General features: G+C 70.9%; 17 protein-coding genes and 1 tRNA gene. 7 read left to right on the top strand and 11 right to left on the bottom strand.

The annotated features are described in order from the left end of the window. Positions 1 to 61 precede the first annotated feature (61 nt). From WMF28_RS18815 to WMF28_RS18840, 6 genes are all read right to left on the bottom strand, one after another. A complete protein-coding gene (locus WMF28_RS18815) occupies positions 62 to 1,057 on the bottom strand; it encodes a collagen-like protein (protein WP_437603622.1) in 996 nt (331 codons plus the stop codon). A gap of 365 nt (positions 1,058 to 1,422) precedes the next feature. Then, entirely contained in the window at positions 1,423 to 2,787 is a 1,365-nt protein-coding gene (locus WMF28_RS18820; protein WP_437603623.1) for a M16 family metallopeptidase, read from the bottom strand. Continuing rightward, the gene (locus tag WMF28_RS18825; protein ID WP_437603624.1) at positions 2,784 to 4,226 is read right to left on the bottom strand and encodes a M16 family metallopeptidase; all 1,443 of its coding nucleotides are present in this window, start codon (positions 4,224 to 4,226) and stop codon (positions 2,784 to 2,786) included. The genes WMF28_RS18820 and WMF28_RS18825 overlap by 4 nt, the downstream gene beginning before the upstream one ends. Before the next feature lie 23 nt (positions 4,227 to 4,249). After that, positions 4,250 to 4,897, bottom strand: a complete 648-nt coding sequence (locus WMF28_RS18830; protein WP_437603625.1) for a hypothetical protein — start codon at positions 4,895 to 4,897, stop codon at positions 4,250 to 4,252. 68 nt (positions 4,898 to 4,965) lie between these two features. Beyond that, entirely contained in the window at positions 4,966 to 6,768 is a 1,803-nt protein-coding gene (gene lepA, locus WMF28_RS18835) for a translation elongation factor 4 (RefSeq protein WP_437603626.1), read from the bottom strand. 269 nt (positions 6,769 to 7,037) lie between these two features. Continuing rightward, positions 7,038 to 7,247 carry a ribbon-helix-helix domain-containing protein gene (locus WMF28_RS18840; RefSeq protein ID WP_437493169.1) on the bottom strand — a complete coding sequence of 70 codons (210 nt, stop codon included), beginning with the start codon at positions 7,245 to 7,247 and terminating at the stop codon, positions 7,038 to 7,040. Between the two features lie 313 nt (positions 7,248 to 7,560). Here WMF28_RS18840 and WMF28_RS18845 point away from each other — a divergent pair, with 313 nt between their 5' ends. From WMF28_RS18845 to WMF28_RS18855, 3 genes are all read left to right on the top strand, one after another. Then, positions 7,561 to 8,328 (top strand): hypothetical protein, encoded by a 768-nt coding sequence (locus WMF28_RS18845; RefSeq protein WP_437603627.1) that lies wholly within the window; start codon positions 7,561 to 7,563, stop codon positions 8,326 to 8,328. A 1-nt stretch (position 8,329) separates the two neighbouring features. Continuing rightward, a complete protein-coding gene (locus WMF28_RS18850; protein WP_437603628.1) occupies positions 8,330 to 9,094 on the top strand; it encodes a hypothetical protein in 765 nt (254 codons plus the stop codon). A gap of 257 nt (positions 9,095 to 9,351) precedes the next feature. Beyond that, complete coding sequence (locus WMF28_RS18855; RefSeq protein ID WP_437603629.1) at positions 9,352 to 10,620, top strand: pseudouridine synthase; 1,269 nt, start codon at positions 9,352 to 9,354, stop codon at positions 10,618 to 10,620. Here WMF28_RS18855 and WMF28_RS18860 read toward each other — a convergent pair. Next, a complete protein-coding gene (locus WMF28_RS18860; protein ID WP_437603630.1) occupies positions 10,532 to 11,695 on the bottom strand; it encodes an AAA family ATPase in 1,164 nt (387 codons plus the stop codon). The genes WMF28_RS18855 and WMF28_RS18860 overlap by 89 nt on opposite strands. A 161-nt stretch (positions 11,696 to 11,856) precedes the next feature. Next, positions 11,857 to 11,931, bottom strand: a tRNA-Gly gene (locus WMF28_RS18865). A gap of 413 nt (positions 11,932 to 12,344) precedes the next feature. Here WMF28_RS18865 and WMF28_RS18870 point away from each other — a divergent pair. Further along, complete coding sequence (locus WMF28_RS18870) at positions 12,345 to 13,574, top strand: FHA domain-containing protein (RefSeq protein WP_437581274.1); 1,230 nt, start codon at positions 12,345 to 12,347, stop codon at positions 13,572 to 13,574. A 107-nt stretch (positions 13,575 to 13,681) separates the two neighbouring features. On the opposite strand, the gene amrB is transcribed toward WMF28_RS18870, so the two are convergent. Next, a complete protein-coding gene (gene amrB / locus WMF28_RS18875) occupies positions 13,682 to 14,941 on the bottom strand; it encodes an AmmeMemoRadiSam system protein B (protein WP_437603631.1) in 1,260 nt (419 codons plus the stop codon). Between the two features lie 273 nt (positions 14,942 to 15,214). On the opposite strand from amrB, the gene WMF28_RS18880 reads away from it, so the two are divergent. Further along, on the top strand, positions 15,215 to 15,817 hold the full coding sequence (locus tag WMF28_RS18880; RefSeq protein ID WP_437603632.1) for a YkgJ family cysteine cluster protein: 603 nt from the start codon (positions 15,215 to 15,217) through the stop codon (positions 15,815 to 15,817). A gap of 9 nt (positions 15,818 to 15,826) precedes the next feature. Here WMF28_RS18880 and WMF28_RS18885 read toward each other — a convergent pair whose 3' ends face one another. Further along, positions 15,827 to 18,001: a RelA/SpoT family protein gene (locus WMF28_RS18885; RefSeq protein WP_437603633.1), complete on the bottom strand. Its 2,175-nt coding sequence runs from the start codon at positions 17,999 to 18,001 to the stop codon at positions 15,827 to 15,829. 280 nt (positions 18,002 to 18,281) lie between these two features. On the opposite strand from WMF28_RS18885, the gene hemW reads away from it, so the two are divergent. After that, entirely contained in the window at positions 18,282 to 19,526 is a 1,245-nt protein-coding gene (gene hemW / locus WMF28_RS18890) for a radical SAM family heme chaperone HemW (protein WP_437603634.1), read from the top strand. A gap of 83 nt (positions 19,527 to 19,609) precedes the next feature. After that, the gene (locus WMF28_RS18895) at positions 19,610 to 20,551 is read left to right on the top strand and encodes a pyridoxal-phosphate dependent enzyme (RefSeq protein ID WP_437603635.1); all 942 of its coding nucleotides are present in this window, start codon (positions 19,610 to 19,612) and stop codon (positions 20,549 to 20,551) included. 123 nt (positions 20,552 to 20,674) lie between these two features. Here the strand turns inward: WMF28_RS18895 and WMF28_RS18900 are convergent, their stop codons facing one another. Further along, entirely contained in the window at positions 20,675 to 21,094 is a 420-nt protein-coding gene (locus WMF28_RS18900; RefSeq protein WP_437603636.1) for a response regulator, read from the bottom strand. Positions 21,095 to 21,245: the final 151 nt, after the last annotated feature.

The raw sequence follows: 21,245 nt of genomic DNA on the forward strand, positions 1-21,245 counted from the left end.
AAATCGCGGGGCAGGCGCCGCGCAGGCCGTGGTGCGCGAGGCTGGGCTCCCAGCCCGGACCTTACTCCATGGTGACGACAGCGGAGGTGTACGAATAATCGTTGTTGGTCCAGAAGGGGCTCTCCGAGCTCCCGCAGAGACCGACGTTGTGCTGGCCGGGGGGCAGCAAGAGCACCGCGCTCAGCCCCATGCTGATGCTGGTGTTCGCCGGGACGCGGAGCGCATAGACGCCGGTCCCGGTCCGCTGGATATCGCCGAGCGGCACGAGCTGCTGGGAACAGATCCAGAGAAAGAGCCGATCCGCAGGGGACGCCGCGGCGCCGAGCGCCTTGTTCGACACGACGAAGACGCGCTGCCCCAGGTCGGTCACGTTCACGGTGGCAGGTGCAGCCAGGAACTGAAGCGTTGACCGGGGGTCGGCGCCCACGCCGGAGACGGAGGTGCTCGAGAGCACGCCGGGAGGCCCCTGTGCGCCGGCCGCCCCGGGCTCACCGGGCGACCCCGGCTCACCGGGCGGCCCCGGCTCACCGGGCGGCCCCGGCTCACCAGGCGGCCCCACAGGCCCGATCGGACCTTGCGCGCCCTGCAGACCCACGGGATCGCCGACCCACACGCCGCTGCTGTCGATGACGAGGCGGCCGCCGACAGCGATGGAGTTCGGCGTGATGTCGCCGGCGACGTTGCTGGCCTGGAGCGCGTACGGAACGCTCGCGATCCTGGCGCGCGGGCGCATCTCGGGGTCTTCCCCCACGGTGATCCCCAGGTAGCGTGCCGTGCCGTTGAAGACCGGCTTGTCGACGGGCGCGAGATCGCCGAGGTCGGCCGAGAAGTACCCGTGGTCGAACGTGATGGAGTGGACCTCGCTCCAGATGGGCACGGTGGCGTCGAGCGCATCGTAGAAAGCGAACACCACCTCGAGCGTGTCGTCGATGGGCTGGCCTGCCGCATCGAACAGGCGCCCCTGATGGGTGATCGTGATCGGGACCGCCGCAGCGGCGGTCCCGCTCAGCGCGGTCGCCGCCGCGAGGACCAGCGGGTTGATCGTTCGTGCCTTCATCGCGAGCTCCCGTCGTTCGCCCTCGCGAGCCGGCGCCGGGGAGCGCCGGGGCGCCCATCGAATGTCGCGTGCGGAACGATCGCGGCCGAAGGCGCCGAAAATCCTCGATCGCAGCGCGATCTCTGCCCTGATCTCGCGAAGAAGCAGCGCCTTCGATGCCGGCGGTCATGCGACGGTTGCGATCGCGCTCGCGGTCGCTCCGCCTTCGTCCGAACCGGCCACCCGGCGTCGCCATCGCCTGGGCCGCGCCGCCTCGGATCGGGCGTCCGCAACGGGCGTGCGCCCGGCGCTGCGGGGGCGCGCCCGTCGCGGGTGCGCCCCAGCTCCGTGCGTCGGCGATCCCGCCTGGGATCGACGACGCTCCGCTACTCGAGGTCGTGCGGCTCGACTTTCACCTCGGTCAGCCTCGGGATGGCCGCGGCGACCGCCTCCCCGATCTCCTCGTGCGTCCCGACGACGCCGATCACGAGATCGTCCTCCGAGATCCGGCGCCGCACGGCGGCGTTCGCGTCCGCGAGCGTGACCTCCTCGACCCGCTTCAGGTAGGTCTCGTGGTACCCCGCTGGCAGGTCGTACAGGATCTCCTCGAGCCTCTGGTGCACGCGCTTCCTCGCGGTGTCGATCTCGAACGCGTGGGAGCGGACGAGGTAGCGCTTCACGAACGTGAGCTCGTCCTCGGTGATCCCGTCGCGCCGCAGCGCCTCGAGCAGCCCGAGCTGCAGGGAGAGGCACGCGGCGGCGTCCTGCGCCGCGGGCGCGGTCCACATGGTGAAGGCGTCGCGGTGCCGATCGAAGCCCGCCCGCGACGAGGCGCCGTAGGACCAGCCACGCTTCGCGCGCACCTCCTGCATCAGCCGCGACGAGAAGGTGCCCCCGAAGACGGTGTTCGCGACCAGGAGCGCCATGTGATCCGGGTCGTGGGCGTCGGTGCCGAGCCCGCCGATGACCATCTGCGTCTGCGTCCGCTCGGACTTGTCGACGAACACGAGGCACCGCCCCGGCCTTGGGCTCGGCTCCGTCACCGGATCGGCGATCGCCTCGCCCTCGGCCAGGCCGGACAGGAGGCGCTCCGCGACCCGGTGCGCCTCGCTGGGCTCGATGTCGCCCGAGATGGCCACGATCGCGTTGCGCCGGGTGTAGTGCCGCGCATAGAAGGCCGCGACGTCGTCGCGCGTGATCTCCCGCAGCGTCGGGATGGTGCCCGCGATGCGGCGGCCGTAGGGGTGCCCCGCGAACAGCGTGCGCCGGAAGGCGCGGCTGCAGAGTGAGCGATCGCTGTCGCGCGCCTCGATGAGCTCGGCCTCGGCCTCGCGCAGGAGCCGCGCGAGCTCGGGCGGCGAGAACGTCGGGCGCGCGAGGAGCGTGGCCCCGAGCTCGATGAACCGATCGAGCGAGCGCTTGATCACCTCGAAGTGGACCGTCGTCGCGCTCGTCGCCACGTCGGCGCCGAACTCCCCGCCGAGCGCGTCGATCGTCTCCTCGATCTCGTTCGCGCTGTGGCCCTCCGCCCCGCGGCGGAGCATGCGCGCCGTGATCCGGGCGAGCCCCTCGCGCCCGACCGGGTCGTGCGCCGCGCCGGAGCCGAACGCGACAACGATGCTGACGATGGGGAGCGCGTGGCTCGTCTCCACGAGCACCGCCCCGTCGCGAGGCAGAACGCGCCCGGCCGACGCTCCCCTGCCCTGTCCCTCGGCGCCCCACGCGAGGCCGCTCTTCACGCTCTGGCTCACGATGCCTCCTCGCTCTCCGCGTCCGCCTCGTCCCCGTCGTCGTCGGTGCTCGATCCGTCCGGGATCACGTGGACCACGGTCCGCGCCGAGCTCACGAGGTAGCGCCGCGCCACGCGCAGGAGGTCCCCCACGGTGGCCCGCCGGTAGGCGGCGAGCCGCTCGAACAGGGCCGCGGGATCGCCGAGCACCGTCTCGTAGAAGCCGATCTGCTCGGCCTTGCCGGCGACCGTCTCGAGCCCTTGCAGGATCGAGAGCTCGATGCGCGCCTTCGCCCGGTCGAGCTCCGCCTCGCTGACCGGGGCGCGGCTCACCGCCTCCAGGAGCGGATCGAGGGCCGCGAGCAGCGCCTCGCCGGTGTGGGCGCCGCGGGCGCAGAGATAGATGTCGTACAGCGCGGGGTCGCGGAACGAGCCGACCCAGCCGCGGATCTCGCTCGCGATCTCCTGCTCCTGCACGAGCGCGCGGTGCACGCGCGACGACCGCCCGGCGAAGAGGATCTCGTTCAGCAGCACGAGGGGCGCGTGGTCGAAGTCCCCGAGCGCCGGCGAGCGGTAGCCCATCGCGATCTTGTGCGTGGCGGTCGGCTTCGCCACCTCGGCGCGGCGCTCCGCGACCTGCGGCGGCTCGGGGCACACGTCCTCCACCGGGAGCTTCGACGGCTCCTGCGTGCCGTAGTGGTCCTGCACTACCCGCAGCGCCTGCTCGAGCGCGACGTCGCCGACGACGACCAGCGCCGCGTTGTTGGGGGCGTAGTACGTCCGGTAGAACTCGAGGCAGTCCTCGGTCGTGAAGCCCTTGATGTCCTCCATCCAGCCGATGGTCGGCCACCCGTAGGCGTGCTCGCTGAACGCCTCTTTATAGAGCAGCTCGCTCACCGCCCCGTCGACGTCGTCCTCGACCCGCTGCCGCCGCTCGTTGGCGACGACCTCTTTCTCGCTCGACACCTGGGGGTCGCGGAGGACGAGCCGCGCCATGCGCTCCGCCTCGAGGCGGAGGGTGAGCTCGAGCGCGTCCTTCGGCAGGTTCGTGTGGTAGTAGGTCCAGTCGAGGAACGTCGCCGCGTTCGTCTCGGCGCCGGCCTCCTCGAGCATCCGGTCGAACGAGCCGTGGGCGACGCTCTCCGTCTCGCCGAACATGAGGTGCTCGAACAGGTGAGCGATGCCCGTCTTGCCCACGCGCTCGTGGCGCGAGCCGACGCCGAACCAGGTCTGCAGACAGACCACGGGCGCCGTGGCGTCGGCGAGCACGAGCACCTTGAGCCCGTTGCCCAGGACGAAGCGCTCGACGCGCATCGCGGGACCGAACGCGATGGTGGCGTCATGGCGCAGCCGGGCGAGCGGCGGGCGGTCGCGGTTCAGCTCGTCGAGCATGTCGGCGAGCGGATCCAGTCGAGGGAGCGCGTTGGCGCCGGGGACCGAGTAGGCAAGCGTCTCCTGCATGGCAGACGCAGCCCATACCACGCTCAGCGCCGCGGCGCTGCGTGGCATAGGACGTCGCTCGGATCTCGTGTCGACTGGTGGCACTCCCACAGGGCGTCGTGGCAGGAGACGACGAGGACCCCCGCGTCGTACGCCTCCCTGAGAGACGAGCCTGCCCGCTGCGCGAGCAGGTTCGACGGGGTACGCTCGGTGCACCCCTTGCCCATGTCGACCTCGATCTTCCTGTTCCCCTTGGCCGGCTTCACGGGGCTCGGCGGGGTCTTGCCTTTGTCCGCGGTGCGCACCGCCGTGGCGAGCTTCGGCAGGATCCGCTCGAGGTAGGCCTTGTCCACGAGGGGATCGGTCGGCTGCGGCGACACCATGGCGAGCGTGTACTGGATCGCCATCATCTGCTGCTCGGCCGGGGCGCTCGGCTGGATCGGCCCGCTCGACCCGATCGGGACCGGCCGCGGCGGCATCTCTCGCTTCGCGGTCTCCGTGGCCGCGGGGGGCGCCGCGGCGCTCTGGGCCGGCGCGGCGCTCGGCGCGGCCGGCGGCGCGGAAGCTGAGGCGGACGCCCCCGGCGCCGGGGCGCGCGGCTCGTCGCACGCGACGACGGCGAGGCCGAGGGCAAGGGCGAGGACAGGGTGCGCCGCGCGGCGATCGCGCGGACGGACGGGGGCGGGCTGCATGGGCGGCTTATACGGGCGGGGCGCGCGCGCCGCCACGCCCGCGTGCCGCCAGCGCCCTGCCCCGCGCCTCAGTCGATCTTCAGGATGGCGAGGAACGCCTCCTGCGGGATCTCGACGCTCCCGACCATCTTCATCCGCTTCTTGCCCTCTTTCTGCTTCTCGAGGAGCTTGCGCTTCCGGCTGATGTCGCCGCCGTAGCACTTGGCGGTCACGTCCTTGCGCATCGCCTTCACGGTCGTCCGCGCGATGATCTTCGACCCGATCGCCGCCTGGATGGCGACCTCGTACTGCTGGCGCGGCACGATGTCCTTGAGCTTCACCGCGAGGTCCCGGCCCCGGGCGTAGGCCTTGTCCCGGTGCACGATGACGCTCAGGGCGTCGAGCGGGTCGCCGTTCACCATCATGTCGAGCTTGATGAGGTCGTCGGCGCGGTACCCGACGAGCTCGTAGTCCATCGACGCGTAGCCGCGCGACACGCTCTTCAGCTTGTCGTGGAAGTCGAAGAGCACCTCGCTGAGGGGCATGTCGTAGGTGATGATCACGCGGTCGGACGAGGCGTACTGGATCGACTTCTGCTCCCCGCGCCGCTCCTGGCACAGGGCGAGGACGGCGCCGACGTACGTCGACGGCACGTGGACGGTCATCCGGAAGATCGGCTCCTCGATGCGCTCGATGAGGTTCGGCGGCGGGAGCTTCGCCGGGTTCTCGATCGACTTCATCGAGCCGTCGCCCAGGAAGCAGTGATAGACGACGCTCGGCGCGGTCGTGATGAGGTCGAGGTTGTACTCGCGCTCGAGCCGCTCCTGGATGATCTCCATGTGGAGCAGGCCGAGGAAGCCGCACCGGAAGCCGAACCCGAGCGCCTCGGACGTGTCGGGCTCGAAGACGAACGCCGCGTCGTTCATGTGGAGCTTCGACAGGGCGTCGCGGAGGTCCTCGTACTGGGCCGAGTCCGTCGGGAAGATCCCGGCGAAGACCATCGGCTTGACCTCCTTGAAGCCGGGCAGCGGGACCGTCGCGGGGTGGACCGCGTCGGTCACCGTGTCGCCGATCTTTGTGTCGACGACGCTCTTGATGTTGCCGACGAGGAAGCCGACCTCCCCTGGCCCGAGCTCGGTGAGGGCGGTCGCGTGGGGCGTGAACACGCCCATCTCCGTGACCTCGTAGTCGCGGCCGGTCGCCATGAAGCGGACCTTCTGCCCCTTGCGGAGGACGCCGTCGACGACGCGCACCATGACCACCGCGCCGCGGTAGCTATCGTACCAGCTGTCGAAGATGAGGGCGCGGGGCGCCGCGTTCAGGTCGCCCTTCGGCGCGGGGACGCGCTCGACCACCGCCTCGAGGATCTCGGCGATGCCGATCCCCGTCTTGGCGCTGGCGGGGATGGCGCCGGAGCAGTCGAGGCCGATGACGTCCTCGATCTCGCGGGTCGTCCGCTCGATGTCGGCCGAGGGGAGGTCGATCTTGTTGAGGACCGGGAGGATCGCGAGGTTGTTGTCGAGGGCGAGGAAGACGTTGGCGAGGGTCTGCGCCTCGACGCCCTGGGTGGCATCGACGACGAGCAGCGCCCCCTCGCATGCCTGGAGGCTGCGCGAGACCTCGTAGTTGAAGTCGACGTGCCCGGGCGTATCGATGAGGTGGAACCGGTAGGTCTGCCCGTCCTTCGCTGCATAGTCGAGCCGGACGGTCTGGGCCTTGATCGTGATCCCCCGCTCGCGCTCGATGTCCATCTTGTCGAGGAACTGCTCCTTCTGCTCGCGGGCGGTGAGCGCCCCGGTCGCGTCGAGGATGCGGTCGGCGAGCGTGGACTTGCCGTGATCGATGTGGGCGATGATGGAGAAGTTGCGGATGAGCTTGGAGTCAACGGGCATAGCGAGCTTCAGGGCGCGGCGACCTGACCAGCGTTAGCGACCGCAGCGCGCGGCCTCGACCGAGATGCGAAGGAGCGGACCTGAGGCCCGTGCCCCTCCGGGAACCGAACCGCAGCACGCGGCGCTGCCGGCGCCGAGGGAAATGGTGGACCGCGGCGTGCCTGCTCCTAGCGCGAGCAGCGCCGCAAAGCTATCCGCCCGGACAGCGCGCGGCGTCCAGGCGCATACCCTCCCCCGGCCTCTCAAACCCGGAGGCGCTCCAGCCTGGGTCATTTCTTCGGGATCGGCGGCGGGGGGGCCGGCGTGCTCTCCAGGGACATCTGCCCTGGCAGCACGTGCTCGTAGTGCTTGAGGATCATGTCGATCCCTTCGCGGATGTAGACCGCGATCGGGACCTTGGTGCGTTCGTGCAGGATCTTCAGCCGCTCGGCCTGCTCCGGCGTGATGTAGATGGTCGTCGAGACTTTCTTCCGCGACATGTCACGCCCGGGAGGGTAAACCCGCCAGTCTCGATGGGTACGACTGACAAGACGTTACCCTAGATGCCGGTACGTATGATGTCAATCGGAATGGCGCCGTCGCTCGGCGGGGCGCGGTCATTCATCCCGCACGCGGGCATCCCGCCACGCGGGCATCCCGCACGCGGGCCGGCGGGGTCGTCTCCCGTGGGCTTCTTGATGTGCGCGCGGACGGCGGTCTAGACTGCCGCCGAAGCTGGTCCGCGTCGGGGTGGCTCGCCCGGCGCGTCGAGCTTTGTCCCGAAAGTCCCGGGCCCGCCGGAGGAATCTCTTGATGACGCGATTCCCGCTCACCTGGCCGTCGCCCAGGTGCTTGCTCGTGGCCCTGATGACCGCTGCCGTCGCCTCCTGCGCGTCCTCGACGCCGGCGCCTTCGAGCGCGAAGAGCTCCACCGGCGAGCGGGACACGGCGATCGTCCACGAGCCCTGCGACAAGGACTCCGCCTCTGCGCAGAAGGTCGATGTGAACGGCGATCGGATGCCCGACATCATCCACGTGAAGAAGGACGGCCGGGAGGTCTGCCGGGTCGTCGACCTGAACCTGGACGGCGCGATCGACGCCTTCATCTACTACGACGGCAACGGGGTCGAGCGCCGGCGCGAGTCGGACTTCGACCGCGACGGGCGCGCCGACGAGATCGCGCACTACGAGCGCGGCGCCGTCGTGCTGAAGGAGCGCGAGACAAACTTCGACGACAAGCTCGACACCTGGGACTACTACGAGGGATCGCGCCTCACGCGCCGCGAGCGCGACTCCGACGGCGATGGAATCATCGACCAGTGGTGGCAGTTCAACAACCCGAACGACCCGAGGTGCGCGGTCGTGTCCACCGATCAGAACGCCGACGGCAAGCCCGACCCGAACAGCGTGGTTGATCTCTGCGCCGAGTCGTACGGCGCGCCGAAGGCGGTCCCCCCGCCTCCGCCGGGCAGCGCGGAGACCCCGGCCGGCGCCGCCCCGGCGACGAGCGCGGCGCCCGCGGGCTCCGCGCCCGCCCCCGCCAACGCCGCGAGCCAGCCGGCCGGCAAGAAGGGACCGTGACATGAGGAGACAAGCGCTCATCGCGCTCGCCGCGCTCGGCTTGCTCGGCGCGGCGTGCGGCTCGGATCCGGGGTTCGAGGGCGCGAAGGCGCCGAAGGTGGAGGCCGCCCGCAACGCCGACGGCAGCATCGACGATCGCTCGATGTGCGACTGGAAGGGCAGAGAGGATCGCGAGGCGAGCGAGACCGCGGGGCCGGGCGCGATCCAGCCCAACGTGCGGCGCGTCTGGCAGATCGTGGGCACCGGCGAGGACCGCCACCGGACGCTCGTCTGCCGCGAGATCGACACAAACTTCGACGGGGTGAAGGACGTCGTCCGCAAGTACAACGACAAGGGCGAGAGCCTGCACGAGGAGTCCGACTCGAACTACGACGGCCGGATCGACACCTGGCTCACGTTCGCCGGCGGGAGGCTGGCCGAGGTGAGGATCGACTCCGATCGCGACGGCAACCCCGATGAGTGGAAGTACTACAGCGGCGGCAAGCTCGCGCGCATCAAGCGGGACACGAACCGCGACGGCAAGCCGGACGTCTGGGAGATCTACCGCATGGGCCGGCTCGAGCGGATGGGCGTGGACATCGACGCCGACGAGCGGGTCGATCGGTGGGACCACGACAACGAGGTGAAGCGCCGCGTCGAGGAAGACGAGCGCAAGAAGGAAGAGGAGGCCGCTGCAGCGGCCGCGAAGAAGGCCGCGGAGGATCAGTCCGCCGCGGACAAGGCGAACGAGGCCGCGGGCGGCAGCGGCAGCGCGGATCCCCCCTAAGGACAAGAAATAGCGCGCGCCTCCTCCGACCGAGTGGAGGTCGATCTCGCCCGCCCGGCCCCGCCGGCGTGCTGCTCGCCCCGGTGCTCCTGCCGCCGCAGGCGCTCGCCGCGGCGGACATGCGGGCGCGCCGGCCTCGACGTCGGCCTCGGGCCTGAGAACAGCGCGGCACCAACGTTGGTCGACGCGGCGCGAGGGGCGTGCTTATCAGAGCCGCCGGCCGGCAGCGCAGCGTCGGCATAGGTCCCGAGCACACCATGGAAGAACGTCTGCAGAAGATCATCGCGCGCGCCGGCGTGGCCTCACGCAGGTCGGCCGAGGAGCTCATCCTCGCCGGGCGGGTACGCGTGAACGGCCACGTCGTGACCGAGCTCGGCTTGAAGGCCGACCGGCAGAAGGACCGGATCGAGGTCGATGGCAAGCGCCTCGTCTCCGAGGCGCCGGTCTACGTGGCCCTGCACAAGCCGCGGAACGTCGTCTCGACCTTGCGCGATCCCGAGGGGCGCCCGACGGTCGCCGACTACGTGCGCGGCACGGGCGCGCGGCTCTACCCCGTGGGTCGGCTCGATTTCGCGACCAGCGGGATCCTGCTCATGACGAATGACGGCGACTTCGCCAACGCGCTGCTCCATCCGCGCGGCGGTGTGCCGAAGACGTACGTGCTGAAGGTCCAGGGGACCATGAGCGACGACGACCTCACGCCGTGGCGCGAGGGCATCCGCCTGGAGGACGGCGTCACGCTGCCGGCCGAAGCGCGGCTGCTCCGCCGCGAGGGCGACAAGACGTGGATCGAGGTGACGCTCCGCGAGGGCCGCAACCAGCAGATCCGGCGCATGGGCGAGGCGAGCGGTTGGCCCGTGATGCGCCTGGCCCGGACGACGTTCGCCGGCGTGACCTCGGAAGGGCTCCGGCCCGGAGAGTGGCGCGCCTTGAAGGTGGACGAGCTCATCCACATCCGCGAGTCGTTCGGCGTGCCCAAGCGCATCCGTGGCGCGATGATGGGCGCGTCGTCCGGACCGGTCGACCATCGCCGCACAGCGGGCTTGGCCCGGTCGAGCGCGAAGGCGTCGCCTCGACCTGTGCCGGAGGCCGGCGGCCCGGCCGCGCGCAGCCGCGGGCCCGCGCAGCCGCGGGCTCGCACGAGGACCAACGCCGACGTCCCGAGCGCATCCGGCCCGGCCCCCGCTGGGCCGAGGGCTCGCTCAAGGACCAGCGCCACCGCGCCGACGGCGCCCGGCCCGGGCCCCGCTGGGCCGAGGGCTCGCTCAAGGACCAGCGCCACCGCGCCGACGGCGCCCGGCCCGGGCCCCGCTGGGCCGAGGGCTCGCTCCAGGACCAGCGCCACCGCGCCGACGGCGCCCGGCCCGGGCCCCGCTGGGCCGAGGGCTCGCTCGAGGACCAGCGCCCCCGCGCCGACGGCGCCCGGCCCGGCCCCCGCTAGATCTGCGCGAAACGCCCGCTCCGAAACGAAGCCTCGAGCAGCTGAGACACGCGCGCCTCGAGCTCGCGGGCGCGGGCGTCGTTGATGCCGGCAAGCGCCTGCTTGATCTCGCCGAGCGCCTTCAGCTGACTGAACAGCTGCACGTCACCGAGCGCGGCGCCGCCCGTGAGGATCTGCCGGATGCGGTCGATCTCCGCGGCGAGCGCCTCCACCCCGACGCCGAGCGCGCCGACGCGGCGGCGATCCGGGTGCTCGCGGAAGAACGCCTCCAGCACCGGCTGCACGATGCCCTCGAGGATCGCCGCCTGATCCTGGTTGTTCCAGATGTGTTTGAGCACGAAGAAGTCGCTCGCGTCCGTGGTCGGACGGCCGTCGAGGTAGGCGCTGGCGGCGAAGAGCTTGAGCATCTTCACGACCCGGCGGTCCGAGAGCGATATCCCCTCGGCGCGGATCTGGAACACCAGCCCCTTGTAGGCCGAGAGGAACGCGTCGCCGAAGTTCATCCGCGCGCCGAACCCCCGGCCGAGCTCGGCGAGCTCGCGCGCCGCGACGAGTGGGCGGAGCGGCTCGCCGGCCATGTGCCGGATCTCCTGCTGGATGCCGCGCTGGAGCAGCTCGCTGAAGTGGTAGGCGTCGAGGTTGTCGGACTGCACGCGCAGGAGGAAGCGGTCGAAGATCGCTGTCAGCGTCTCGTCGCCCGGCACCTCGTTCGAGGCCGCAAAGACGCTGATGAGCGGGCAGCGGATCACCTGCCCGCCGCTCGAGAACTTGCGCTCGTTCAGCAGCGTGAGCAGCGCGTTCAGGATGGCGCTGTTCGACTTGAAGACCTCGTCGAGGAAGACGATCTCCGCCTCGGGGAGCATTCCCGACGTGTTCCGGCGGTAGACGCCCTCGCGGAAAGCGCCGATGTCGACCGGACCGAAGATCTCGTTCGGCTCGGTGAAGCGCGTGAGCAGGTACTCGAAGTACTGGGCCTGCATCAGCTCGGCGAGCGTGCGGATGAGCGCGCTCTTCGCGGTCCCAGGCGGGCCGAGGAGCACGCAGTGCTCCCCCGCGACGACCGCGATCATGAGCAGGCGGATGATCTCGTCCTTGCCCAGGAACTGCCGCTCGAGGCTGTGGGCAAGCAGGCGCAGGCGCTCGTGGAGCGGAGCGGACATGAGGCGAATCCTCGTATCACAGGCCCGCCGCCCGGCGCATCGTCGCCGTAGCGCCCCGTGCGTTCCCGCGGCGCCCGCGCGCCGGGCAGTGGAACAAAAACACAGAGGCCGGTGGGTCGCACCGGCCTCGCTGGCTGCTCGCTGTCGCAGAGCCTATGTCGTGGAGCGGGAGACGGGATTTGAACCCGCGACGTCAACCTTGGCAAGGTTGCACTCTACCACTGAGTTACTCCCGCAGATGTCAATCGCCTGATTCAGGAAATCATCATCTGATGGCGCTTGTCAGAGAATTCCTGATTCGCGCCGGGTCATCACCGGAGGGCGTCTCCGTCGATGCGTGGCGGATGAGTACCAATCGGCGTGACCAGAGTCAAGCTCTCAAGAACAAAACCTTAAAACTTCCGTCGCCGGCAGGTTGCACGGCCGCTCTGGTCGAGTATTGTGTGGCCATTGCGAGCGAGGGGGCTCGCCAAGCAGCACCGCGCACGGTGCCGCTCACAAAAGCCTTCGCGTTCGCGACAGCGGCACCGTGTGGCGTGCTCTTACATCATAAGGGTGCCCGCCGCTCGGCGCGCTCTTGGTTGGCCTGGGTCGACCAGGCAGGTCCTTTGGACTTGGGGGGAGCATGAACGAACAGACTGCTTTGCGAGTGGACGTTGCGGAGACGCCGGCACCGGTCCTTCAGAAGGAGTACCGGTCCGGAGTCCACGCCAAGCGACAGGACGATGATGGAGGGTGGGGGCTCGTCCTGATCGGTCTCGACGCCCCGCCGCGGATCGTGAGCCTCATGGACGGCGCCGTGATCGGCAGCGCCGCGCGCGACGGGCGCATCGAGGGGAGCGGGATCGCGCCGGAGCACGCCAAGATCAGCGTCCGCTCGGACGGTTGTTACATCGAGGACATGGATACCCACGACGGCACGTGGGTGAACGGCGTCCGCGCCCGGCGCATCGGCGTGATGCACGGCGACGTGGTGCGCCTGGGCCAGCAGCTCGCGATCTTCGTGGAGCGGCACCTCGCGCTGTACGACGGCGCGCCGTCGCGGCTCGGGCCGCTCGTGTTCGGCTCGAAGCAGCGCAAGGACTGGATCGACCCGGTGATGAAGCTGGTGCAGTCGGGCTCCAGCGTCTGCATCGAGGGCGCGCCCGGGGTCGGCAAGCGCACGCTGGCCCGCCTCGCGGCCGCGGTGCGGGAGGGCCTGGGGGAGACCCTGGTCGTCGATGGCGGCGCCGAGACCAAGCCGGTCATCCCGCCGGGCGCGCGGCCGATGACGTGGCTCGTGCTCGACGCCGATCGCCTGCCGCGCCCGCAGCAGCTGGAGATCGCGCACTCGGTCGGCCGCTCGAACGGCGTCAGCATCATCGCGACGACGGGGCAGCCGCTCGATCGGGCGGCCGGCGACGGGCGCGTGGCGCCGTGGTTCGCGTCGCTCTTCTCCGGCAAGCGGATCACGATCCCGACGCTCGAGATGCGGCGCGAGGACGTGCCGCTCATCGTGCGCGACATCGCGGAGCGCAACGCGATCGGCCTCGATCGCTTCACCCCGCAGCTCCTGGAGGCGCTCGTCCGCGCCGGCTGGCCGGGCGGCGTGCCGCAGCTCGAGTCCGCCATCGTGACGGCGGCCCAGGCCTCGCCGGACGGCCCGCTCTCCGTCACGCCGATCGCGGGCTCGCTCGCGCGCGGCCCGCGCGTGAAGCCGAACCTCCCGCCGGCGACGGATCCGTCGCTCGCGCGCGCCCGCCTCGAGGACGCGCTCGCCCGGGCCAACGGCTCCGTCGCGTCGGCTGCGCGCGCCCTGGGCATGTCGCGGCAGGCGATCTACCGCGAGGCCGACCGGCTCGGCCTCGACATCGCGCGCCGCAGGGTCCCGCGCGGCTGAGCTGATCGCCGCCCCATGCCTGGGAGCCTCGCGGCGCGCCAGCGCCGGCAGGGGCTCTCGGCGCGCCTCATGACGAAGCGCGGCGCGCGCCGGGCAGGCGCGTACCTTCAGCCGTAGAATCCGAGAGACGTGTGGCTGACGATCGATCCCTCCTCGGGGTCGATGCACTGCTCGTAGTTCAGCAGCTCTCCGCGCGACGACGGCGGGAGCGCGCGGAGCAACGTGTAGATGGGGCCGAGGCCGCAGACGCGACGGGTGCCGAGGTCCTCTGCGACGTCGGCGAAGAAGCTCGGCGGATCGACCGACGTTGCGCGCTCGATCGAGGCGAGATCGCGATCGCGCAGCGTCATCCGCTGGCGTTCGCCGAGCGGCGCGGGGTCGCCGAAGCGCGGACCGACGTGGGCGAGGTCTGCCCCTGCGATCACGAGGACGCGGCCGGGGCGCCTCGCCAGGGCGTCGCGGAGCGACGTCAGGAACGACTCGGCGCCGTCGTCCTGCGCGGGGTCGCGGCGCCGCGCCTGGCACTCCGAGAGGCCGCAGAGGATGGGCACGATCGACGCCGCGCGGTCGCCGAGGAGGTGCCGGACGAACACGGCCTGGAACTCGATCGAGTGCTCGTTCTTGTGCAGGTACTGATCCTCGTGCACGTCGAAGCGGCTCGCGGCCGCGAGCTCCGCGATCATCTCGCGATCCGGATCGAGCGGGCCGAACGGCGTCGCGAACGTCTTCTCGCAGACGGCATACGGGCGCCGCATCGGGGCGTGCGACGTCCCGAGCAGAACGAAGGTGTCGACCTGCTCCAGCTCCGGCGCCGCCAGCGCCTGTTCCAGCGCGGCGTAGGCGTGCCCGTAGCCCGCCGCGGCGCGCCAGAGGTCCATGTGCGGCGCGCAGAGCCCGACCATGCGCTTCGGCGCGCCCTGCGCCACGGCCGCGCGCGTCCGCGGCCGCGCAACCCGGAGACACTGGCGCTCGATGAAATCGGCGAGCCGCAGCCGATCACCGTGGTACGCGCCGCCCGCGTGGGCAGCCATCCGGATCGGCGACGCGTCGAACGACCGCACGACCGTCCGCCGGCGCGCGTGGAACCGCGGGCTGTCGAGCATCCACGCGCGTTCCAGCTCGTCGGCCAGCTGCGCCACGTGGGCGGCATCCACCTGCTGCCCCGTCGACCGGGAGACGTCGCGCGCGATCTCGTCGACCGAGCGCCGCCCGTCGAAGCGCGCGAGCACCGCGGAGCTCGCGGCGGGCACGACGACGGCGGACGGCGCGATGCCCTCTGTGTCGCGCAGCATCAGCGCGCGCCCGTGGCGCTCATCCTGGATGACGATGACCTCCAGAGCGCGGAGCTTCGGGCGCAGAGACGACATCCATCGCGAGGATAGCGCGTGCGCGCCCGCCGCCCAGCTGCAGCCTCGCGCGCCCTGCCGCGGCGCCGACGGCCCCCCTCGGTCGCAGGGGGCGGCTCGCTCCGGAACGGACCGCCCTGGTGCCACGCGTCAGAGCTCCCATCAGGATCGCGGATTGCCGCTTCGCGGCGGAGCCGCGTGGCACTAGGCTCGTTCCGCGGAGCCCGCCCCGCCCCCGCCTCGCGCCGGCCGCCGTCGTGCGCGTGGGCGCACGAGAGCTTGCCCTGACGACGAATGCGCCGCACCGCGACCCCTGAGCCGCACGCCCGTGAAGCCGATCTGCTCGCCGAGCTCACGGCCGTGTACCGCGAGGCGGAGGAGGTCTTCCACGGCTGGACCTGCCAGGCCTCGACCGAGTGCTGCCGGTTCGGCGTCACGGGTCGCGAGCCGTATGTGACGTCCATCGAGCTCGCCGCCGTCCGGCGCGCGATCGCGGCCCGCGGCGGCCCGCGGGCGCTGCAGGGAATCGTGCGAGCCAGCGGGGCCGGTGCGCCCGAGCAGACCTCGTCCGCCGACGAGCCGAGCCGCCGGCGCGCGCTGCCGCAAGCCTCGGAGCGGCGGTGTCCGATGCTCACCGACGCTGGCCGCTGCGCGATCTACGCCGCGAGGCCGCTCGGGTGCCGCACGTTCTTCTGCGATCGCGCCACCGCCGGATCCCCCGTGCGCCACAACGACGTGACCCGGCTCGTCCGGAAGGTGCAGGAGGTCGCGGCGCGGCACGAGCCGGGCGGCGACCTCGGCCGTCCGCTCACCCGCGCGCTCGCTGACGCCGGCCCGGGCGTCGGGGGTGGACCGCCCAGGACGAGCGGCGCGGCGCGCGCTCGCCGCGGTCGCTGACGCGCCGGCTCAGGTCCGCTCGACGGCCATCACGCCGGGGATCCGCTGCAGGTGCCGGATGACGCTCTTCAGCTGCGCGAGGTCGGAGCAGAGGAAGGTGAACGTGTTCATCGCCCGGCCATCGTCGCCCGCCCGACAGGTCGCCTCGCTGATGTTGATGCCCTGCTCGTGGAACGTATGGCCCACTGTCGCGAGGATGCCCGGCCGGTTCGCCGTCATCACCTTGATCTGCACCGGGCGGTTGATCTTCGCGCGCGAGTCCCACGAGATCTCCACGCGTCGCTCGGGGTCCGTGTCGAACGCCTTGGCGCAGTTGCGGCGGTGGACCGTGATGCCGCGGCCGCGCGTGATGAACCCGACGATCTCGTCGCCGGGGAGCGGGTTACAGCACTTCGTGTAGCGAACGAGGACATCGTCGATACCGTTCAGGCGGATGCCGTGGCTGTCGCGCCCCGTGACCTTGCGGACGAGCGACTCGATGCGCCCCTCCTTGATCGACTCGGGCGGCGACGTCGGGGTGCCCTTCTCGTTCTCCTTGGGGGTGGGCGCGAGGAACTCGCACACCGCGCGGACGCTCACCTTGCCGTAACCGACCGCGATGAACAGCTCGTCGGCCGAGGAGACGCCGAACCGCTCCATGACCTTGCGCAGCTCGGCCTCGTTCTTGGTGAGGCGGCTCAGGCTCATGCTCCGCTGGTGCATCTCCTTCTCGAGGAGCTCGCGGCCGAGCTTGAGCGACTTCTCTCGCTGCTCCGTGCGCAGGTAGTTGCGGATCTTGGAGCGCGCGCGGCTGGTCGAGACGTAGTCGAGCCAGTCCTTCGACGGGTGCTGGCTCGGGTTGGTCATCACCTCGACGACGTCGCCGTTCCGGAGCTTCGAGCGGAGCGGGACGATGGCGCCGTTGACCCGCGCCCCCGAGCAGTGATCGCCGACCTTCGTGTGGATCGCGTAGGCGAAGTCGATCGGCGTCGAGCCGCGGGGGAAGACGCGCACGTCCCCCTTCGGCGTGAAGACGTACACCTCGTCCTGGAACAGGTCGACCTTGACGCTCTCCAGGAACTCGGCCGGGTCCTTGAGCTCCTTCTGGAACTCCATCAGCTGGCGGAGCCAGCCGAACCGCGCGGCGTCCTTCGGGTCGATGCCGCCGGAGTTGTTCTCCTTGTACTTCCAGTGCGCGGCGATGCCCTGCTCCGCCACGCGGTGCATCTCGTGGGTGCGGATCTGGATCTCGATCCGCTCGCGCCCAGGTCCGATGACCGTCGTGTGCAGCGACTGGTACATGTTCGGCTTGGGCAGCGCGACGTAATCCTTGAAGCGGCCGGGGACCGGGGTCCACTGCGAGTGGATGACGCCGAGCGTCGCGTAGCAGTCGGCGACCGACTCGACGAGCACGCGGAACGCGATGACGTCGTAGACCTGATCGAAATCGCACTGCTGCGCCTGCATCTTGCGCCAGATCGAGTAGAGGTGCTTCGCGCGGCCGGTGACGTCGACCGCGAAGCCCTGCTCCGCGAGCTTGCCCGCGAGCACCTTCGAGACCTCGTGGATGTACTTGTCGCGATCCTTCGCGGTCGTCTTGACCTTCTGCGAGAGGTCCCCCCAGGCCTCCGGCTCGACGTACCTGAACGACAGGTCCTCGAGCTCGCTCTTGAAGCGCGCGATGCCGAGGCGGTTCGCGAGCGGGGCGTAGATCTCCATCGTCTCCCGGGCGATCCGGTCCTGCGCCTCGGGTTTCATGAACTCGAGGGTTCGCATGTTGTCGAGGCGGTCGCACAGCTTCACGAGGAGCACGCGAATGTCGCGCGCCATCGCCACGAGCATCTTGCGGAAGTTCTCGGCTTGCCGGTCTTCCTTGGAGGCGAAGTTGATCTTCGAGAGCTTCGTCACGCCGTCGACGAGGAACGCCACCTCCTGGCCGAAGCTGTTCTCGATGTCGGTGGTCGTCGCGAGGGTGTCCTCGACGACGTCGTGCAAGAGCCCGGCGCAGACGCTCGCCGTGTCCAGCTTGAGCTCGGTGATGATCGCGGCGACGCTCGCCGGGTGGGAGAAATACGGGTCGCCGCTCTTGCGGGTCTGCCCCCTGTGAGCGTCAGAGCTGTAGGCGTAAGCCCGGGCGATGAGATCGACGTCTGCGGCGGGCTGATAGGTCCGAACGCGATCGACAAGCTCCGTCAACGTCAGCATGAAGAGTTCGGCGGGCGCAATGCGCCCCCTCCCTTTCGCACGCTAACACCGCGATCTAGACCCCGCAATTGTGTCACCATGCGCGTGCCCGGCGCCGTGCTGCGCGCCGCCGATCCATTCTCGTTTCTCGTTCTCGTGTTGGTTGCCTCAGCCGCGTCCGTCGGCTCGGTCGCGCCGGCTGCGCCGCTCGCCTCCACCACATCGGTTGCGTCGGCTGTTCGTCGCGTCCATCACGTCCGCCACGTCCATCACGTTCGTTGCATCGATTGCATCCGTTTTCATGGATTACATGGAGCCGATCACCGCCTACGTCCACTTCCCGTGGTGCCTCAAGAAGTGTCCCTACTGCGACTTCGTCTCTTTCGCGAAAGCGCGGGAGGCGATCGACCATCGCGGCTATGCCGACGCCGTGCTGGCCGAGCTCCGGAAGCGAGCGGATGCGCTGGGCGAACGCGAGTTGCGGAGCGTGTTCTTCGGCGGCGGGACGCCGTCCCTGTGGGAGCCGGAGGAGATGGGCAGGGTGCTGTCCGCCATCACCGCGGCCGCCGGCCGGCTCTCGCCAGACATCGAGGTGACCGTCGAGTGCAATCCGACCTCGCTCGATGAGCAGCGGGCCCGAGCGTTCCGAGCGATCGGAGTCAACCGACTGAGCGTCGGCGTTCAGGGGCTCGACGTGGAGCGCCTCCGGTTCCTCGGGCGCCTGCACGACCCAGACGGCGGCCTCGGCGCGCTCTCAGCGGCGCTCCGGTCCGGGATGCCGCGCGTGAGCGGCGACCTCATCTATGGTGTCGCGGTGGGAACGGCCGACGAAGCACGAGAGCAACGCCCCGAGCACGCCGCCGCCGAGGCGCGCGCGGTGGCCTCGACGGGGGTGACCCACATCTCGGCGTACAGCCTCACCGTCGAGCCCGGCACCTCGTTCGGAGAGCTGGCGCGGCGCGGGCGCCTGCCGCTCGCCGGAGACGATGGGGTGGCGGACACGTTCTTCGCGATCGACGAGGCGCTCGAGGCAGCGGGGCTCGTCCACTACGAGATCTCGAACTACGCGAAGCCGGGCCACGAGGCGCGCCATAACCTCGGCTACTGGCAAGGCATCGATTACGTCGGGCTCGGGTGCGCCGCCTACGGGACCGTGTCGCGCCCGGATCCGCGCTGGGGCCTGCGCTCGACGGGCGCGGAGGGCAGCGGCGAGGCGCTCGCGGTCCGGTACCGGAACGTCGTGAGCCCGGACCGGTACATGGCCGTGATGGCCGAGGGCGGCGCGGCGATCCCCGTGGAGAGCGACGAACGGCTCGACCCAGAGACGCGCCTGTCCGAGCGGATCATGCTCGGGCTCAGGCTGCGCGATGGGTTCGATCTGGAGGCCGCCGCAGCGGCGCTCGGCGTGGCGGCATGGCCCACCGCGCGACGGCGGGCCGCGGAGCGGCTCGAGCGCGCCGGCCGCCTCGATGTGGCCGGCGGGCGGCTCAGCGTCCCGCGGGCCGCCTGGGTCTTCACCGACGGCATCGCGGCCGACCTGTTCTGACGCCACGCCGCGATCGCGGGCGCGCGATGCGGGATGCGCTCGCGGTGGACGTCGGGCGCAGACCGCGCTCCGATGCTCGTCCCATGAGCGCCCTGCCGACGATCGAGGACATCCGTCGCGCCGCCGCGCGCCTCGCGCCGCACGCCCACGTGACCCCCGTCATGACCAGCCGGACGATCGACGGCATCGCGGGAGCGCGCGTCTTCTTCAAGTGCGAGAACCTCCAGCGGATCGGGGCGTTCAAGTTCCGCGGGGCGTGCAACGCGGTCCTGTCCCTCCCGGACGAGGAGGCACGGCGCGGCGTCGCGACCCACTCGTCGGGCAACCACGCCGCCGCGCTCGCGCTCGCCGCCCGCATCCGCGGCATCGCCGCGCACATCGTCATGCCCTCGAGCGCGCCCGCCGTGAAGCGCGCGGCCGTGGAGGGCTACGGCGCCCGGATCGTGACCTGCGCCCCCACGCTCCGGTCGCGCGAGGAGGCGCTCGCCAGCGTGCTGTCCGAGACGGACGCCATCCTGGTTCACCCGTACAACGACGCGCGCGTCATCGCCGGCCAGGGCACGGCCGCGCTGGAGCTCGCGAGCCAGGTGGAGGACCTCGACGTCGTGGTCGCGCCCGTCGGCGGCGGCGGGCTGCTCTCGGGCACCGCCATCGCGATCAGCTCGCTGCCCCACGCGCGCACGATCGGCGCCGAGCCCGAGGCGGCGGACGACGCGGCGCGATCGCTGCGCGAGGGGACCCTCCTTCCCTCGAACGACCCGACCACGATCGCGGACGGCCTCCGCACCTCGCTCGGCGAGCTCACCTTCGCGGTCCTGCGCGAGCGCGGGGTCGAGATCGTCACCGTGGGCGAAGAGGACATCGTCAAAGCGATGCGCGTCGTCTGGGAGCGGATGAAGATCCTCATCGAGCCGAGCTCGGCGGTCCCTGTCGCGGCGGTCCTGCTGCGCAAGATCCACGGAGCGCGGATCGGCGTCATCCTGAGCGGGGGAAACGTCGACCTGAGCAGGCTCCCGTTCGTCTGAGCGCGATCGCGCACGCGGCGCCGCGCGGGCGCACCGGCGCTCCCCGGGAGCCCGCGCCGACCGGCGGCGACCCTGTCAATTCGCCCTGGACAGCGCGCCGAAGAGGCGCCGGGCGCGCTCGGCTCAGCGGAGGTTCCGCGTCACGTGGAGCTGGTGCAGGCTCACCGCCAGGTCGACCTGGCGGCGCAGATCCGAGGCGATCCAGGGCTTCGTGATGATCCGGAACATCGCGCTCTCCCGGGAGATCTTCTGGATCTGCTCCACGTCGGTCGGCGCGCAGACGAGCACCGGCACGTAGCTCAGCCCCTGCCGGCGCAGCTCGCGCAGCAGCGCGAGCCCGCTGAAATGAGGCATGCGGTAGTCCGCGACGACCACGGAGGGCGGCTCCTTCACCGCCGCTGCCAGCGCGCGGCGCGGATCGCCGAAGGTGCGGACCTGGTAGCCGGAGCGGAGCGCCCGCTCCATGAGGTCCAGGTTGCTCTCCTCGTCGTCGACGGCGTAGAGGAGAGTTCCTTGGCCCCGACCACTCGAAGGTGGCGGCATGCTGCCGGAATGCGGGGCATTGCCCATCAAGCGCGAGGGTATCAGACCTCGTCCTCCCGCACCACGCGCTCAAGCCGAAGTAATCTCGGTTGCATGAATCACCCCCAGCGCACGACGGCGAAGCACGCTGCGCCTCGGGGCGGCAGGGGTG

Source organism: Sorangium sp. So ce590, assembly GCF_051521365.1.
Lineage (GTDB): Bacteria > Myxococcota_A > Polyangia > Polyangiales > Polyangiaceae > Sorangium.

Bases quoted from the DNA above. Each gene is read 5' to 3' on its own strand.
- WMF28_RS18815 (WP_437603622.1), bottom strand. From the start codon at position 1,057: ATGAAGGCACGAACGATCAACCCGCTGGTCCTCGCGGCGGCGACCGCG.
- WMF28_RS18825 (WP_437603624.1), bottom strand. From the start codon at position 4,226: ATGCAGGAGACGCTTGCCTACTCGGTCCCCGGCGCCAACGCGCTCCCT.
- WMF28_RS18830 (WP_437603625.1), bottom strand. From the start codon at position 4,897: ATGCAGCCCGCCCCCGTCCGTCCGCGCGATCGCCGCGCGGCGCACCCT.
- lepA (WP_437603626.1), bottom strand. From the start codon at position 6,768: ATGCCCGTTGACTCCAAGCTCATCCGCAACTTCTCCATCATCGCCCAC.
- WMF28_RS18840 (WP_437493169.1), bottom strand. From the start codon at position 7,247: ATGTCGCGGAAGAAAGTCTCGACGACCATCTACATCACGCCGGAGCAG.
- WMF28_RS18845 (WP_437603627.1), top strand. From the start codon at position 7,561: ATGACGCGATTCCCGCTCACCTGGCCGTCGCCCAGGTGCTTGCTCGTG.
- WMF28_RS18850 (WP_437603628.1), top strand. From the start codon at position 8,330: ATGAGGAGACAAGCGCTCATCGCGCTCGCCGCGCTCGGCTTGCTCGGC.
- WMF28_RS18855 (WP_437603629.1), top strand. From the start codon at position 9,352: ATGGAAGAACGTCTGCAGAAGATCATCGCGCGCGCCGGCGTGGCCTCA.
- WMF28_RS18860 (WP_437603630.1), bottom strand. From the start codon at position 11,695: ATGTCCGCTCCGCTCCACGAGCGCCTGCGCCTGCTTGCCCACAGCCTC.
- amrB (WP_437603631.1), bottom strand. From the start codon at position 14,941: ATGTCGTCTCTGCGCCCGAAGCTCCGCGCTCTGGAGGTCATCGTCATC.
- WMF28_RS18880 (WP_437603632.1), top strand. From the start codon at position 15,215: ATGCGCCGCACCGCGACCCCTGAGCCGCACGCCCGTGAAGCCGATCTG.
- WMF28_RS18885 (WP_437603633.1), bottom strand. From the start codon at position 18,001: ATGCTGACGTTGACGGAGCTTGTCGATCGCGTTCGGACCTATCAGCCC.
- hemW (WP_437603634.1), top strand. From the start codon at position 18,282: ATGGATTACATGGAGCCGATCACCGCCTACGTCCACTTCCCGTGGTGC.
- WMF28_RS18895 (WP_437603635.1), top strand. From the start codon at position 19,610: ATGAGCGCCCTGCCGACGATCGAGGACATCCGTCGCGCCGCCGCGCGC.
- WMF28_RS18900 (WP_437603636.1), bottom strand. From the start codon at position 21,094: ATGCCGCCACCTTCGAGTGGTCGGGGCCAAGGAACTCTCCTCTACGCC.